This is a genomic window from Pseudomonadota bacterium (assembly GCA_039024915.1).
Taxonomy (GTDB): Bacteria; Pseudomonadota; Alphaproteobacteria; order Rhizobiales; family MH13; genus MH13.
Genome location: JBCCPK010000001.1, coordinates 234,224 through 250,820, shown reverse-complemented (window position 1 = coordinate 250,820; position 16,597 = coordinate 234,224). Strand labels below are relative to the sequence as shown.

The 16,597-nt window shown below is 58.1% G+C and carries 12 protein-coding genes and 1 tRNA gene; 9 read left to right on the top strand and 4 right to left on the bottom strand.

Features of this window, described 5'->3' with window-relative positions; all coding sequences use genetic code 11:
- Window positions 1-140: 140 nt before the first annotated feature.
- A complete protein-coding gene (locus AAF739_01250) occupies window positions 141-1,913 on the top strand; it encodes an iron ABC transporter permease (GenBank protein MEM6381273.1) in 1,773 nt (590 codons plus the stop codon).
- Here AAF739_01250 and AAF739_01245 read toward each other — a convergent pair.
- The 4 genes from AAF739_01245 to AAF739_01230 form a co-directional block, all read right to left on the bottom strand.
- Complete coding sequence (locus tag AAF739_01245; GenBank protein MEM6381272.1) at window positions 1,860-2,273, bottom strand: MAPEG family protein; 414 nt, start codon at window positions 2,271-2,273, stop codon at window positions 1,860-1,862. The genes AAF739_01250 and AAF739_01245 overlap by 54 nt on opposite strands.
- Complete coding sequence (locus AAF739_01240) at window positions 2,270-3,064, bottom strand: SRPBCC domain-containing protein (GenBank protein MEM6381271.1); 795 nt, start codon at window positions 3,062-3,064, stop codon at window positions 2,270-2,272. Before AAF739_01240 ends, AAF739_01245 begins: the two co-directional genes overlap by 4 nt.
- 263 nt (window positions 3,065-3,327) lie before the next feature.
- Entirely contained in the window at window positions 3,328-4,320 is a 993-nt protein-coding gene (locus AAF739_01235) for an extracellular solute-binding protein (GenBank protein ID MEM6381270.1), read from the bottom strand.
- 270 nt (window positions 4,321-4,590) lie between these two features.
- Complete coding sequence (locus AAF739_01230; GenBank protein ID MEM6381269.1) at window positions 4,591-8,109, bottom strand: histidine kinase dimerization/phospho-acceptor domain-containing protein; 3,519 nt, start codon at window positions 8,107-8,109, stop codon at window positions 4,591-4,593.
- Between the two features lie 346 nt (window positions 8,110-8,455).
- On the opposite strand from AAF739_01230, the gene AAF739_01225 reads away from it, so the two are divergent.
- The 8 genes from AAF739_01225 to AAF739_01190 all read left to right on the top strand — a co-directional run bounded on the left by AAF739_01225 (window position 8,456) and on the right by AAF739_01190 (window position 16,589).
- Window positions 8,456-8,800, top strand: a complete 345-nt coding sequence (locus AAF739_01225; GenBank protein MEM6381268.1) for a phasin family protein — start codon at window positions 8,456-8,458, stop codon at window positions 8,798-8,800.
- A gap of 213 nt (window positions 8,801-9,013) precedes the next feature.
- A complete protein-coding gene (locus AAF739_01220) occupies window positions 9,014-9,514 on the top strand; it encodes a phasin (protein ID MEM6381267.1) in 501 nt (166 codons plus the stop codon).
- A gap of 248 nt (window positions 9,515-9,762) precedes the next feature.
- Window positions 9,763-9,839, top strand: a tRNA-His gene (locus AAF739_01215).
- Between the two features lie 192 nt (window positions 9,840-10,031).
- Window positions 10,032-11,009: a TAXI family TRAP transporter solute-binding subunit gene (locus AAF739_01210; GenBank protein ID MEM6381266.1), complete on the top strand. Its 978-nt coding sequence runs from the start codon at window positions 10,032-10,034 to the stop codon at window positions 11,007-11,009.
- A gap of 169 nt (window positions 11,010-11,178) precedes the next feature.
- A complete protein-coding gene (locus AAF739_01205; GenBank protein ID MEM6381265.1) occupies window positions 11,179-13,848 on the top strand; it encodes a TRAP transporter permease in 2,670 nt (889 codons plus the stop codon).
- A 15-nt stretch (window positions 13,849-13,863) separates the two neighbouring features.
- The gene (locus AAF739_01200) at window positions 13,864-14,298 is read left to right on the top strand and encodes a universal stress protein (protein MEM6381264.1); all 435 of its coding nucleotides are present in this window, start codon (window positions 13,864-13,866) and stop codon (window positions 14,296-14,298) included.
- Between the two features lie 108 nt (window positions 14,299-14,406).
- A complete protein-coding gene (locus tag AAF739_01195; protein ID MEM6381263.1) occupies window positions 14,407-15,756 on the top strand; it encodes an aspartate aminotransferase family protein in 1,350 nt (449 codons plus the stop codon).
- Window positions 15,753-16,589: a 3-keto-5-aminohexanoate cleavage protein gene (locus AAF739_01190; GenBank protein MEM6381262.1), complete on the top strand. Its 837-nt coding sequence runs from the start codon at window positions 15,753-15,755 to the stop codon at window positions 16,587-16,589. Before AAF739_01195 ends, AAF739_01190 begins: the two co-directional genes overlap by 4 nt.
- Window positions 16,590-16,597: the final 8 nt, after the last annotated feature.

Sequence of the window (16,597 nt, the reverse complement as noted above, 5' to 3'; positions counted from 1 at the left end):
AGTAAGTCAGCCTTTTTCGAAAGGCCCAGTCAGGGCGCATGCGGTCACGTTCGACTGCGCAAGGCGCGATATGCCGCTAGTCTGTGGTCCCTTCAGGCGTTAAGGGAATGCGTACGAGTTTCTCGCATCAAAGGTATCGCGTGGCGACCCAGGAATCATCTAGGCCAGAGCCTTTGGGCCGCCGGCCAGCGGCAGGGGTTTTGCGTTCCGTTCTGGGTGACAATCCCAAGCTGGCGCTGTCCATTATGCTCGCGACGGCGATCCTGGCGATGCCGCTCGTCGTGATCGTCTGGTCCTTTGTTCAGCCAGCCGCTGGGCAAACACTGGGCGGGCTGATTGATACGGTGCTGCCGGGGTATGTCGCAAACTCGGCGCTTCTGTCTGTCTATGTCGGGCTTGGTGTTGCGATCATCGGTACGGGCAGCGCTTGGCTGGTATCAGCCTGCGACTTTCCGGGGCGACGCGTATTTGAATGGCTGATGGTTTTGCCGTTGGCCGTACCTGCCTATGTGATGGCGTACGCCTACACCGAATTTCTGTCCCATCCCGGTCCTGTTCAAACGCTTCTGCGAGACGTCACTGGCTCGGGCCCGCGCGATTACTGGTTTCCGCGGATTCGCTCCCTTGAGGGCGCAGCTTTGATGTTCACGCTCGTGCTTTACCCATACGTCTACCTGCTTGCTCGGACGGCATTCATGACGCAGTCGGTGGCCGCATTCGAGGCGGCGCGCGTGCTGGGCAAGACGCCATGGCAGGCCTTTCAGAAGGTAGCGCTTCCCATGGCGAGACCAGCCATCGTGATTGGGATTGCGTTGGCGCTCATGGAGACACTGGCAGATTACGGCACTGTTGCGCATTTCGCCGTCCCAACCTTCACCACCGGTATCTATCGATCTTGGTTCTCGATGGGAGACAGGATTGCTGCGGCTCAGTTGGCAGGGGCGCTGCTTCTGTTTGTTTTCGTTTTGATCTGGATCGAACGCATCCAACGGGGACGCGCCCGCTACCAAACTCAACGTCGCACACAACCCATCCAGCGTTTTGAGCTTCGTGGAGGCGCTGCGACAGGCGCATTCTGTTTCTGTGCCCTTCCGTTGGTTCTGGGCTTCGTTGTACCCGTCTGGATGCTTCTCGATCTTGCAATCGGTGGGGGGCACAGTCTGTTCGGGCCACGTTACGCCCGCTTCATCAGCAACTCGTTTCTTCTCGCAACATCCGCTGCCGCAATAACGGTGGTAATCGCGCTCGCGCTATCTGCCACTCAACGGCTTGCAAAGGCACCCATCCTCGCGGTTGCAATGCGTTTTGCCGCGTTGGGATATGCCATACCGGGATCGATCGTCGCCGTTGGCATCCTGTTGCCATTCGCAGGCTTCGATAATGCCCTAGATGCCTTTATGCGAGAGCGCTTTGGCGTATCGACCGGCTTGTTGCTGACCGGCAGTATCGTTGGCCTTCTGTTTGCCTACACCGTCCGCTTTCTCGCCGTTGCGCTTGCGCCAGTCGACAGCACGTTTGAACGCATAACACCGCATATGGATGAGGCGGCCCGTGTTTTGGGCGCGCGCAAACGGCGGGTCTTCGCAGCCATTCATGCGCCCCTTCTGCGCGGCGGCATCCTCACCGGTGCACTGATCGTTTTTGTTGACGTGATGAAGGAGTTGCCTGCCACGTTGATCTTGCGGCCCTTCAACTTTGAGACGCTTGCCACTCAGGCTTTCAGGTTGGCTTCCGACGAGAGATTAGCCGAAGCGGCGACCCCGTCGCTGGTGATCGTCGCTGTCGGCCTTTTGCCAGTTTACCTCATCAGCCGCCAGATCAGAAAGCTGGGCGGCAATGATCCGCTTGCGCTGACGGATTTAGGTCATCAGGGCGAGACGCGCGATCTCGAACGCGATGATGCAAAGGCATAACCATGCTCCGGTGAAGATGATCGGGCGTAACGGCAGCTGAGCCCTAGCGGTGATGTAGCCGATCGCATGCGCGATCCGTAGCCCGAGAAAGGCGATAGCCGCCCAGCCGATCATAGGGCTTGATAGTCCAGTCAGAGTCGATAGCAGGACCAGTGCGGCGAACGGCGCGAACTGTTCCACCAGATTGATATGGGCGCGGTTGGCGCGCTGGACCCAATCGGGAAGCAGCCGTGTATCGGGCGGCCGCAACCCCGGCGCTTCGGTGTGCGGCAAGTGAAGATTGACCCCGACGATATACGGTATCCAAAGGCTCGCCACGAGCACACTACAGCCAAGCAGTGACCAGAGCTCGAGTGTCATTGGATGGCCCCCATCTCGACAAAGCGCACGTGAGAACCCGTCTCAAGAAGGGTCTTCAGTCCCGCAACGCTGCGGTTCCAACCATCGGCGACATCTTCCTGGCCAGCTGGAATTCTAAAGTGCTCAAGCGTCAGCTTGCAGTGCGCATCTTCCACTTCGATCTCGTAGACGAAGTGTGAGGCTTCGAGCGCAACCGCCGGGCCCTCCCAGTGCGGCTCAAACGTCGATTCAATGCGCCGCTTCGGATCGAGATGTGTTTCCTTGCACACCAGCATCTTCGAACCATCAGGAAAGCTGTAGGTCAGTGTATCGCCCTCACGAGCGCAGGTGCACTCGATGTGGAGCCAGCGTGCATTGGTCTCAGCGTCGGTCAAAGCGTCCCACAACGCATCCTGTGAACACCTGATGTAGGTGCTCATGACAAAGTCCGGCTTAGCCTCTGATGTGGGGGCCATTGGACTGTTCCCTTCAAGCGCGGCCTTGAGATCGAGCATCCCCTTGGCCGCCGGTTTGACGATCAACGGCTCAATCCAGCGGTCGATGACCTCCTGAAGCGGAACCGCATTGAGAAAGTGGTGCTTGAAACGTCCCGACTTGCGGGTCACCACCAGTGATGCGTCTTCTAGGACCCTGAGATGTTTCATGATTCCGAACCGGGTCATGGAAACATGAGTGCTCATGACCGCCTCCAGTTCGCTCAGCGTCTGACCATCTTTGCGGCGCAGTTCATCGAGCAAGTGGCGGCGGGTTTCGTCACCCAGGGCCTTAAAGATCACGTCAACGCGGTCCATTATGTTCCTAATCAATCACGTGTCAACATAGTCACATAAATAATGTGACCGTTCAATCACCTTTTAGATCTTTTTGGATGGTCTCCCAAACGCAAAACGGCTGGCATCTGTGTGAACAGATGCCAGCCGCCTTGGGATGGTGCTGGGCTGTGAGCCGGGGGCGTCATCGGGAAACGCCAGCCGGTAAGCGCGAGTTTCGGGAGTGCGCGTGCCGTTAATCGGGATACGGCATACAGTCGCCCAGCGCCACGACTATCCGTTCATCACGGATAGCCGATTTCGTTCCAAATCTCCTGTGCACGCGTTTGGTTTTCACCCAGAACGCTGAGATTCTGCGTATCCTGGCGGAAGAACCCGAGTGAAGCGACCGATGAGCTGATAGGTGTACCCATCACAGCCGGATACTCGTCGTTACCTGCCGAGAAGTAGGCCTGAGCCTGATCGGAAGCGAGATACTCGAGGAACTTCGCAGCGTTCTCCGGGTTTGGCGCGTTTGCGGCAATGCCGGCACCGGAGATGTTCACGTGTGTCCCGATGTCTTCCTGATTGGGGAACACCCAACGGATCTGGTCGACAGCCGCCTGATCTTCAAAGCCCTCAACTGGGTTGCCCTCCGCCAGGCGGCGAATGATGCGGCCGAAATAGTAGGTGTTGGCAACAACGATGTCGCATTCACCTGATAACAGCGCGCGCAGCTGAGCGGTGTCGTTGCCTTCCGGCTCGCGAGCAAAGTTGCCGTAAAATGCTTCGCCCCATTCCTGCGCAGCGTCTTCGCCCAGGTGACCGACAAGGCCAGCCATCAGAGACAGCATATAGATGTTGGACGATGAGCGTGCGCAGACCATGCCTTCATAAGCCGGGTCGGCAAGATCCTGGTAGGTCATCGGCGGATTTTCGACATCATTCGTGTCGTAGAAGATGACGCGTGCGCGTTGCGAGAACCCATACCAGTGGCCCGCAGGGTGCCGAAGGTAAGACGGGACGCGCTCATCAAGCATGTCGGATTCATAAGGCTGGAAGAGACCCAGCTGATCTGCACGCCATAGCCGGCCCGCATCAACCGTCATCAGGATATCTGCGGGGCTGTTGGCGCCTTCCGCATCAATACGCGTGATCAGCTCGTCAGCGCTGGCTTCAATACGATTGATCGTGATGCCCGTCATTTCCTCAAAGTCGGAATATAAACGCTCATCGGTGTCGTAGTGCCGCGACGAATAGAGGTTGAGCTCGCCTTCAGCGAGTGCAGGGGCGGCCATTGCAACGATGCCGACACTGGCGACGCCTGCAAAGAGCGCTTTTTTGAGATTGGACGTGATCATAAACACTGCTCCGATTGGTATGTCGTTGTTATTCCCCCGGAGCCTTCTGGTAGTAGCCTTCAAAGTTGCAGGTCAAGTTCAACTTCAAAAAAAACGCAGCTTTTGGCGTTTTTTTTGCGTACACCTTGGAACGTTTCTAGAGTGCATGCGCACTAGCCCCTTTAGGGGCTGGAACCGCTCTAACTTTCAGGGGGTTGGTGGCGTGATTTATTCCGCCAGGACGCGTTGAGACGGGAAGGTTACTTTCGCCAGCGTCCCTTCGCCGGGCGTTGATTCCAGCGCAAACTGAGCTTTGTTGGCTTCAACGAGCGCCTTGGTAAGCGGTAACCCAAGCCCCGTACCGGTGATGACTTGATTGATCGTCGTGGGAACCTGGCGGAAGGGCTCAAGCGCAAGCTCAACATCGGCTGAGGTCATCCCGCGGCCGGTGTCGCGCACGCGCAAGGACACTTCGCCCGTTGGTTCATACAAGGTCGACACGATGATCTGCCCGCCCGCATCGGTAAATTTGATCGCGTTCGACATCAGGTTCAGCACGACCTGGCGAATGGATCGGACGTCAGACACGACCTTCGGCACAGAAAGTGGAAGCGATGTGCGGACGATAATGCGCGCTTGGCTAGCCTGTGGCTGCATGATGGCGAGGCACTGCTGAACAACGTCATTGAGGTCAACCTCGCCGAATGACAATTCCATTCGCCCGGCTTCGATCTTAGACAGGTCCAACAGATCATTGAGCAAGCTCATTAGGTGCTCGCCGGAGGTGTGAATGTCGCGCAGATACTGCCGGTAGCGCTCCGAACCTACTGGGCCAAAGCGCTCTTCCAGCATGACTTCGGAAAAACCGATAACCGCATTCAGCGGTGTGCGAATCTCATGACTGACACGCGCCAGAAAGTCACTCTTGTGCGCGTTGGCGCGTTCTGCAGCTCGCCGTGCTTCAACCAGATCGCTTTCCGCTTGCTTGAAGGGCGATAGGTCGCGCAGGACCGCGCAAAAAAGCGGTGGCTGCTCGTCCGTCAGCAGACCCAGTGTCATGAAGACAGGAACCAGCCCGCCTTGAGCTGTCAGGCACTCAACCTCGCGTCCTTGATTGAACAGAGAGAGTTTGCCCTGGCCAGCCATGTCTTCCAGATAATCCAGAGCCATTTGTCGGCTGTCTTCGGCGAATAACAAGCGGAATGGACGACCCACAAGGTCGTCAGCACCGTACCCGACAAGCGCCTGAGCCGCTTGATTGAGACTCTTTATCTCGCCGGTTCTGTCAAGCGTCACGACCCCATCGCTGGCCAGGTCGATGATTGCCTCAAGCTCGGCTACCTGGGCCTGTACCAACTGCAGGGCCTGGGACCTTTCCCTTGTAGTTGGCTGATCCGCAGCGCTTGCGAGCGCTGCCGTGGCCGGCATGCTCACTGCAGTGGATCGGTCGCCGCGCGCATCTTGAATGGATAGTAACGCCGCCGGTTGGTTGTCCCAGCGGATCGACTGTAGGCGACCGGTCACCCGGGTTTTCGTTCCGTCAAGACGCAGAAGGGTCATTGCGCCGTCGCGCCCTGCCATTCCACCCTCAAACAGTTTTTCCACGCGGCTGTAGGCGCGCAGAGCGTCAATGCTCTGCAGTCCGATCATGTCGAGGGCGGTCTTGTTGGCGTACAGAAGCTTATCGTCCGCGTAGACGATCAACCCCAGGGGAATACGATCCAGCAACTGCCGTTCCGCAGTCCCTTCGACAACCCGGAATGGCAGGATCTGCCCGGTTGTTCGTGGGCCGATGGTTTCTTCAACCGCCCGCAGGGCATCCTGAGGCGTCGTATTGCGGTCAACGACGCGCAAGCGGGGTGGAAGCGATGTACGGCGTTCTTCGCCATCGAAGACCTCATCGCCATCCACCAGATCATCGAGATCATCAATCTCGTCGGGTTCGGAGATATCGGCATCCCCATCGCCCGGCGTCGAATTCGTCAGGTCTGTGTCAAGGACATCTTGTTCGTCTGACGTCCCAACGCCAATTTGCTCTTCACTAAACGGCGACGCAGTCGTGGACGTTGACAGCAATCGTTCAGGCGCAGGAACGTCGGCCTGTTCCGCGGGCATCGTTTCGACTTCATCGATATTGGTAGGGATGGCTTCCTGCGGCTTTTCGCTATCGTCCCGACCGGTAATTCGGGCACCGAGCCGCCGAGCGATTTCTTGAAACGTCAGTCGTTCGGGCCGCGAAAGGCTGGGGTTGGTCTCCACCGCCGATGCAGCTGACTGTGTTTCAGTGTTGGGCTCGGGCGCTTCGATCGAGGCGACGGAGGTTTTAACCTCATCGGCGTCTGCGCCCTCCAAGGCTACCTGGCCACCGCTCGCCGTCGCTCCATGATCCATATTCGTCAAAACAGGCGGCTGCTCAGCGGCGACGCGCTCTTGGTAGACCTGATCAGGAACGCTTGCATCATCTGCGGGCTCAAGGAGAGTTGGTTCTTCGGCAACGCGATCACCGTCCGCATCCGACAAGCCATCCCATGGTGCATCGTCAACCTCTGGCAGGCCATCACGATCTGCGACTTGGGAAGCATCACCGGTGGTGGGAGTGTCAGTATTGGGAGCCTCAATAGCCGAGCCTGGGCTTTCCGATTGCTCGGACATAACGGTCTTGGAAAGGCCAGATTTAAACCCACTCACAATGGCAGCGGCTGCATCCAGCAATCCTGATGCGTCAGTTTGGTTGCTGGTTGCATCGACCAATATCGTCTCTTCTGGATTGGCGATGGGTGAAACGTCTGACGCTAGTGGTGGCTCAGGCTCCACATTTGCGGTGTCCGATTTGACGGCAGGTTCCGCGACAGCCTCGGCGGAAACCGCGCTTTGAGCTTTCGCGGTCAAGACCGTACCGAAGACACGCAGCGAACCGTCATCCTCGCCAAATCCTGATAGTCGGACCGGAACGGCTAGCAAGGTATTGGTAACGGGCCAAAGCACAGTCTGTTCGCTGAACCGCTGCCGATTTGCGAGTGCCCGGACTAAAGCAGGTGTCGCATCAAGCGTGCGTTCGGCGACGGCCAGACTGGCGGTTTCACCATCATTCAGCCCGCGATCCTCGCCCACCGCGTCCGCGAGGCCCGAGGACAAGCCCGCGATGCGTCCATCCAGTTCGATGGTGAACGAAAAACGATGTGGACGCGATCGAGGCTGGAATTCGAACTCCGAAGCACTGTGGCGTCTTCCCTGCGCATCAATTCGCACTGATTGCTCTGGCAACTGACGCCCTGCATCAACCGACGATGGTCTCGGGTTCATGATAGTGTTAGTCGCTACCTCGCGTGAGCGGGGCTCGGTGGGCGGCGCAACTGTCTGCCTCAAAGATCGTGTGTTGCGCAGACTTCCGAGCGCAAGAACGACTCGCTGGCCAGCAAGTTCGATCGGCTTGCAGGTCGCAACCAGTGTCTCCTGTTGGCCACCCGTATTGATCCGCAAGATTTCAATGCGCCCGCGGCCAGCACTTTGAACCGGGGTTCGCGCCACAGCCTGAAGCGAGCGGGTCGCTGGAACGGTGGGCTTGATGCCAGCAGCGCGCGCTGTTTGCATGCTATCGGCAAGCAGCAAAGCAAGCCCATCATCGTTTGCCCAGATCAGTGTATCGCCATCAGCGGAGAACACCCATGCTGGCCTGCCGCCATGGTCTGCCAGCAGTTCGCGGGCTGCCGCGTCGAGCTCATCGCTGCCAGGCTGATTGCCGATCACAGTATTATCCTTCAGGCTCTAACGCTGACTGCCCGATCCGTGCAGCGCCAGTTTACCTTTTATTCATACTGTTGAACTGAGCCCCCTGTCCAACCCTAGCAAGGCTAAGGGTGCAGTCGATACCGATTAGGGTAAACGACCGGCTGGTCGGCGGCTGTGATGGGCGGGCTCGGGAACGCAAACGCGCTGAACTAGACTTCACTTCTAAGCAGAACGCCGGGGGTGCGGATATGTGACGTTCACGCTAGACAAGGGTCTCTTCAGTACCGGCGCAGCTGAGCGTCGGCCTGCCCCGCGAAGGAGTGACGCGATGAGCACAACACCAAAACTCGAAGTTCCGGAAGCGATGCGCGATTTTGCTGATCAGAGCGTTGGCCAGGCGCGAAAAGCCTTCGATACTTTTATGGCCAACGCCCAGGATGCGATCGGCAAAGTTGAAGTGAGTGCAAGCAGCGCTCAGGCCGCTGGCAGTGATATGCAAAAGGAAGCGATGTCCTTTGCTGAAACGCAGGTCGCCGATGCTTTCGATTTAGCGCAAAAAATGGTGCGCGCGAAAGATGCCCAGGAATTGATGACCATTCAGGCGAACTACATGCGCCAGCAGATGGAAGCTATGACCAAACAGGGCAAAGAGATGGGTGACAAGATGACAGCCGTCGCGCAGGAAGCGGCCAAATCTATGAAGCCCTGACGTCTGCATCAAAGGGAACGGGATTTCTAAGGGCGCATCTTGCGCCCTTTTTCGTTTGGACAGCCAACAAATTTTTGTGCAGTGCGCAAAAAATGTTGCAATGCACAAAAATCGATGCTACAAGCTTTGTCAACGCTGGAGAGAAGTTGCGTATCGCCGGCTCGGAAGGGACCGCTGCCCGGTCCATCATGTGACAAGACAAGGATATGACCAATGGCTGCTCGTAAATCACCCGCAAAGGCCGCTCAGGCGAAAGTCGCTGATGTGATGGAAACCATCGAAAGCAACGTGACCGAACTGTTCCCAATGTCGACGGCTGACGTGCCCGAAGCATTCCGGGATATGGCTGAAAAGTCCGTCGCTCAGGCCCGCGATGGCTATGCCAAAATGAAAGCGGCCGCTGAAGATGCGACCGATATGCTCGAAGAGGGTTTCGAAACCGCTCGGACAAACTCCATGACCCTGTCGACAACGTCGCTCGATGCGATGAAGTCCAATGTGGATGCATCTTTTGCGTTCCTCAAAGACTTCATGAACGTCAAAAGCGTTTCGGAAGCTGTCGAATTGCAGACCGCGTTTGCCCGTGAGCGTTTCGATGCAACAACCGCCCAGGCCAAGGACATGCAGACGACGGTTACCAAGATGACCGAAGATGCAACCAAGCCGATGAAGGATGCTGTTGCCAAGTCCATGGATGCCTTCAAGGCGGCCTGACCTGCGCGTTCGCGGTCACAGCGCGAGCATCTGACCTCGCACCGTTAACTCATGAAAACCCGGCTTCGTGCCGGGTTTTTTGCCGTTGAGTGGCCGTTTTAGGTCCGGCCGTATGCGAGCCCGGTCGGGAGGCCGCAGAGGTCTGAAGAGGTCCACCCGGCAATGCTGGCCTGAGGGGCCGGCAGCTTGCTTGCAATCGATACGGTGAGGGACTAAACACCCGCGGTGACGCGGCTTGTGTCGCTTGCGCAGCAGTAGCTCAGTTGGTTAGAGCGTCGGATTGTGGCTCCGGAGGCCGGTGGTTCAAATCCACCCTGCTGTACCACTCCCAAACTGCCCCAAAGTGGGACGATGAGACCGTCATTGTGCCGCGTTGCGCAAAAGCGCGCCATGCAAAGCAGTTGCGCATCTTCTTAACACTGGTCTAGGCTGCTGGCTCGAACCTTCGTTTGTAGGTTTGATCGCGCGCGATCGCCCGACAGAGGCGGCGCGCAAAACATGCTCAAGGGAGACATGCATGAAATTCTCAACATCTGCGCTTGCTTCGGTAACGGTCGCCGCCGGCCTGACACTTGGTATGGGCTCAGCATCCGCACAGCAGCAATTCTTTTCAATTGGCACCGGCGGTGTGACCGGCGTGTATTATCCGACGGGTGGTGCGATCTGCCGTCTCGTCAACCAGAACCGCCGCGACCACGGCTTCCGCTGCTCGGTGGAATCCACCGGTGGCTCGATTTTCAATATCAACACCGTTCGCTCCGGCGAGCTGGAGTTCGGTGTTGCCCAGTCGGACTGGCAGTATCACGCCTTCAACGGCACGTCGCGCTTTGAAGAAGCGGGGGCCTTTGAAGGCCTGCGCGCGGTCTTCTCGGTACACCCTGAACCGTTTACGCTCATCGTTCCGGGCGACTCCGAAGTTGAGACCTTCGAAGATCTTCGGGGGCTTCGCGTGAACGTTGGCAATCCGGGTTCCGGCCAACGCGCGACTATGGAAGTCGTGATGGATGCGTATGGGATCACGATGGACGACTTTGCGGTCGCCACTGAGTTCCAGGGCGCGGAAATGGCTCAAGCGCTCTGCAATGGCCAGATTGACGCTATGATCTACACAGTGGGCCACCCGGCAGCTGCCGTGACCGAAGTGACGACCACTTGCGACGCCAAACTGGTTGACGTGGTCGGTGCGCCTATCGACCAGCTTATCGAAGAGAACAGCTACTACCGGACAGCCGTCATTCCGGGTGGCATGTATACCGGGACCGATGAGGACACGACGACCTTTGGCGTCGGGGCAACCTTCGTCACCTCGGCCGATGTGGACGAAGAAATCGTCTACACCGTCGTCAAAGGTGTGTTCGACAATTTCTCGGACTTCACGGGCCTGCACCCAGCTTTTGCAAACCTGAGCGAAGAGTCGATGATCTCGGACGGTTTGTCTGCGCCACTGCATCCCGGCGCTGAGCGCTACTACCGCGAGCGCGGCTGGATCGAATAAAGCAATAGAGGGCTGGGCGGCACAACCGCCCGGCCTGTCTACTCAAGCAGGGCCGACACGGTGAACGTGGGGAAAGCGCAAAGCGCTTGGTTGATTGTCGGCTGAAAACGGTGCGGGCGGGCGTCCAATGGTCTGGCTCGTTGTGCGGCAAAAAGGGGATTGCGCCACCATGAGCACTCAGGAACCGGTATCGGCGGGGGCGTCCAATCCCGAGGCAACGGCCAGCGACACAATCGACGTCAACGAAATTGTCGCAGAGGCTGATTCCGGTTCCCGCGCGGTTCCGGGCACAGTCGGGATCGTCATCGCCGCGATTGCGTTTTTGTGGTCGACCTTTCAGCTATACATCGCCTCTGATCTGCCATTTTTCCTGACCGAACTGACTGGGGTCAATTTTACGTTTAACAACGTTGAAGCGCGTAACGTGCACCTTGCCTTCGCGTTGATCCTCGTGTGCTTTGCCTACCCCTTGTTTAAAGGTGCGCCAAAAAACGCCGTCCCCTGGTACGACTGGATGCTTGCTGCAGTAGGGGCGGCATGCTGCCTCTATCTCATCATCGTCAAGGAATCGCTGGTGATGCGAGCCGGCCTTCCTACTCCGGCAGACATGATTGCGTCTGCGGTCGGCATGACCTGCCTCGCCATCGGCGTCTACCGCGCACTCGGCTTGCCGATGCTGGTCGTAGCGGGCGTCTTTTTGACTTACACCTTCTTCGGTAACCAGTCGTGGGTGCCAGAAGTCATTCAGTGGCGCGGCGCGTCTTTCGAAAAAGCTATGTGGCATTACTGGATGCAGACCGAAGGCGTCTTCGGTGTCGCGCTTGCTGTTTCGGCCACTATGATCTTTCTGTTCGTGTTATTCGGTTCGCTGCTCGAGCGCGCTGGCGCCGGATACTATTTCATTAAGCTTGCCTTCGCATTGCTGGGTCATCTGCGAGGCGGTCCCGCCAAGGCAGCGGTTTTAGCGTCGGCTGCGTCCGGCCTCTACTCCGGCTCTTCGATCGCCAACGTGGTCACCACTGGCACCTTCACCATCCCGTTGATGAAAAAGACCGGCTTCAAACCAGAGAAAGCGGGTGCGGTGGAGGTTGCATCCTCGACCAATGGCCAGCTTACTCCACCGGTGATGGGTGCCGCGGCGTTCCTGATCGCCGAATTTACCGGCATTTCCTACACCGACATCCTCAAGCACGCCCTGGTGCCTGCGCTGATTTCCTACATCGCGCTCATCTATATCGTGCATCTGGAGGCCCTGAAGCTTGGTCTCAAGGGCATGGAAAAGCCCAGTGCGGTGGGCACACTTGCGCAGCGCTTGATTGGTTTCCTCACAGGTTTTCTTGGAATTTGTGCGTTGGGCGGTGTCGTCTATTTCGGGCTGGGCTGGGTCAAGGAGGCGTTTCCCGGTTTCGGCTTCTGGACCGGGGTTGCCCTGTTCATGATTGCCTATCTCTTTCTCATCCGTGTCGCGGCGCAGCGGCCTGATTTGCCAATCGATGATCCCAACGCGGACATCGAAGTGCTGCCGCGACCCGGCGAGGTGGCGGTGACCGGTCTGCACTTCCTCCTGCCGATCGTTGTGCTTTTGTGGTGCATTCTGATCGAGCGCCTATCGCCTGCCTTTTCGGCTTATTGGGGAACGCTGTCGATGATCTTCGTCGTCGTTACGCAGCACCCCCTCAAAGCCATGTTTCGCGCTGGCTCAGAGCTCGCTGGTCCGTCATCCTCTGATGAGTGGCGCCGCGGCGTTGAGGACTTTGTTATCGGGATGATCGCCGGTGCGCGGAACATGATCCCCATCGCGGTGGCGACCGGTGTTGCGGGCGTCATCATCGGCACGGTCACGCTGACCGGCGCACACCAGGTGGTCGGTGATTTCGTCGAGTTCCTGTCCGGCGGCAATCTGATCATCATGCTCCTACTGGTCGCGGTGATGAGCTTGCTTCTGGGCCTCGGCTTGCCAACGACGGCCAACTACATCGTTGTGTCCTCTCTCATGGCGCCAGTAATCGTGTCGGTTGGTGCCTCTCAGGGCTTGGTTGTGCCGCTGATCGCGGTTCACCTGTTCGTGTTCTATTTCGGCATTCTGGCCGATGACACGCCACCGGTTGGCCTCGCGGCGTTCGCTGCATCTGCGATTTCCGGCGGTGACCCCATCAAGACCGGTCTGCAGGGGTTTGCTTACGATATTCGTACGGCGCTTTTGCCGTTCCTTTTCATCTTCAACACCGAACTCCTGCTGATCGACGTCGGAATTGCGAAAGCCATCTTTGTCTTCATCGTCGGCGTCGTTGCGATGATGTTGTTCGCAGCGGCGACGCAGAGCTATTTCTTTGCGAAGAACCGCTGGTGGGAGACGATTGCCCTTTTGCTCATAGCCTTTACCCTGTTCCGTCCGGGCTATTGGCTCGACCAGGTCGATCCACGTTACGAGTTCAGACCTGGAACCGAACTTATTGAGATCGCCGAATCGATGCCTGCCGACGCCCGCTTGCGCGTCGAGATTCAGGGGCCGGACTTCGACAACCTTGATGAGATGACCCAGACGACTGTGCTGTTGGATTTGGGCGCGGAGGGCTCCGGGGAGGAGCGACTTGAACGACAGGGAATTCTCGTCGTGAATGAAGGCGAGGACGCGATCCTTGAAGAGCCCTTCGCCGGCACACCCTTCTTCACAACGTTCCAGATGTTCGAGTTCTACGGCGATGAGTTCGTTACAATCGCCAACGTGCAGCTTGAGCGTGATCGGATGCCCAAAGAGGTGTTCTACATCCCTGCCTTAGCATTGCTCGGCTTCGTGATCATGATGCAGCGGCGCCGCCAAACAGTTCCCGCCTTCTAAGCTTGGGCCAGTACAATGTACGAATGCCTCCTGGTACCCGTTGATCTGAGCGATCCCTCGAGCCTCGATAAGGCCTTGCCTGTCGCGGCTTCGCTGTCGAAGGGCGAGGCGTCAGAGATTCATGTTGTCTCGGTCGTTCCAACCTCCGGGATGGCGGTTGTGGGAAGCTATCTTCCGGACGACTACACCGATAAGGCAATCAGCGCCGCGCGTGAGGCGCTCCTCAAGGCGCTTGAGGATAAGAAGGCACTTTGCGGCCCGGCGAGCCTGCAAGGGCACGTCGTCAAGGGGTCGGTCTACCGTGAGATTATTCACAGTGCCGACCACTTGAGCTGTGACGCGATCGTCATGACGGCGCACCGACCGGAATTCGGAGACTATCTGCTCGGGCCGAATGCGGCGCGTGTCGTTCGGCACGCCAAGCAATCGGTTATGGTCATTCGGGACTAGGCATCCACCTGCCATGCAAGGGGTGCATGGATGCGTTGAGCTTTTTCCATCTGGTTGCCGCTCGCCGAACCGCTATAGCGGCTTATCACGCAAACATCCGAGACGGTCATGCACTCCCGCAACGTTTTTCCTCGCCATACAAAATCAGACTTGCCCGTTGCCGCCGCTGGAGACGGACCGTTTCTTATTGACACTGATGGGAAACGCTATCTCGATGCGTGCGGCGGCGCGGCGGTTTCATGCTTGGGACATTCCGATGAAGCGCTACGTCAGTCCATTCACGAGCAAGTTGACCGCCTCGCATACGCCCACACAGGCTTCTTCACCTCCGAGCCCGCGGAGCGATTGGCCGAGAGGCTTTCAGGGCTTGCACCAGGCAGTCTTAATCGCGTCTATTTCGTTTCCGGCGGTTCGGAGGCCATCGAGGCTGCTCTCAAGCTCGCACGCCAGACCCATATGGAACGCGGTGAGACGGAGCGCAGGCATGTGATTGCGCGCTGGCAGAGCTATCACGGCAATACGCTCGGTGCCTTGTCGGCGGGCGGCAACCGTTGGCGGCGGGCTCAGTTCGAGCCGATGCTATCAGCCGCCATGCACCATGTATCGGCCTGCAACGCCTATCGAGGGCAAGAAGAAGGCGAGACGGATTCGGCCTACGTTGCACGCTTGGCAGCGGAACTGGAAGAGACGATCTTGCGTCTTGGCCCTCAAACCGTTGCAGCCTTCGTCGCGGAGCCTGTCGTCGGCGCCACGATGGGCGCGGTGCCACCGGTCGACGGCTACTTCAAAGCCGTAAGGGAAGTCTGTGACCGCCATGGCGTGATGCTCATTCTCGATGAGGTCATGTGCGGAATGGGACGCACCGGCACCTTGTTTGCCTGTGAGCAGGACGGTGTCATTCCCGACATGATTGCAATCGCCAAGGGACTGGGTGCGGGCTTTCAGCCGATTGGTGCACTGATGGTATCAGACTCTGTCTACGACAGCATCTCGGCAGGCTCGGGCTTTTTTCAGCACGGCCATACCTATCTTGGCCACCCGATGGCCTGCGCAGTCGGCAACGCGGTGCTCGATCGCTTGGTAGATGACAAAGTGCTCGATCGCGTCCGCCCCATGGGCGAGGCGTTGCGTTCATCGCTAACGGCCCGCTTCGGCAACCATCCCCATGTCGGTGATATCCGGGGCCGAGGCCTCTTTCTCGGTTTGGAACTGGTGGTGGACCGCGGCACGAAAGAGCCGTTTGACCCCCATCTTGGTCTCGCTGGAAGGATCAAGAAAGCGGCGATGGCCCATGGGCTTATGTGCTATCCGATGGGTGGGACCATTGACGGGCAGAACGGCGATCATGTCCTCCTCGCCCCACCCTTCATCGTCGATGACGAACATATCGAGCAGATCACCGACAAGCTTGAGACAGCCATCGGAAACGCACTTTCCCAAGTGGCACAGGCCGCGTGAACAGGACGCCTTACGTCTTGATGGTGGCGCCCAACGGGGCTCGCCGTTCCAAGGCTGACCATCCAGCGCTGCCGGTTACCGATGCCGAGATCGTCGAAGCAGCCGAGCTTTGCCATGTCGCCGGTGCCCATGCTGCACATCTTCACGTGCGTGACCTTGCCGGCAATCATATTCTCGATGCCGACCGATACATTGGTCTTCTCGATGCAGTATCACTCCGATGTCCCAATCTGATTGTACAGATCACAACAGAAGCGGTGGGCCGATACACACCCGCAGAACAGCGGGCGCTGATCGATGAGGTTAAGCCTGCAGCGGTATCAATTGCGTTCAAGGAACTGTTTGCTACACCGGCGGAGCTGGCCAAGAATTCGGCATTCATCGAACGCACGATCGCGCAAGGAACGGCGATCCAATGGATCGTCTACAGCGCAAAAGAGTTGGAAAGTCTGGCTCGATACTTTGCAGCGAATGTATCGCTTAAGGTGCAGAGTCTGCTTTTTGTGCTCGGGCGCTATCACCCGGAGCAGGATAGCCAACCACGCCACATCATGGCTTTCGTAGCGGAATACGAGAAGCATTCGGTCTTCCGAAACGTTCCATGGATGGTCTGTGCCTTCGGCCGCGGTGAAACCGCGTCCCTCGCGGCTGCGTTAACCTTCGAAGGTGATGTAAGGGTCGGCTTTGAAAACAGCTTGTGGAACGCCGATGGCACGCTCGCGGCCAACAATGCCGACCGCGTCCAGCGGATGGTCCATCTCGCGCAGCAACTGGGACTGACGCCTGCTACCAAAGAAGAGGCGCGTGATAGGCTTGGATTGCCCATGATCTAAGCGACTGT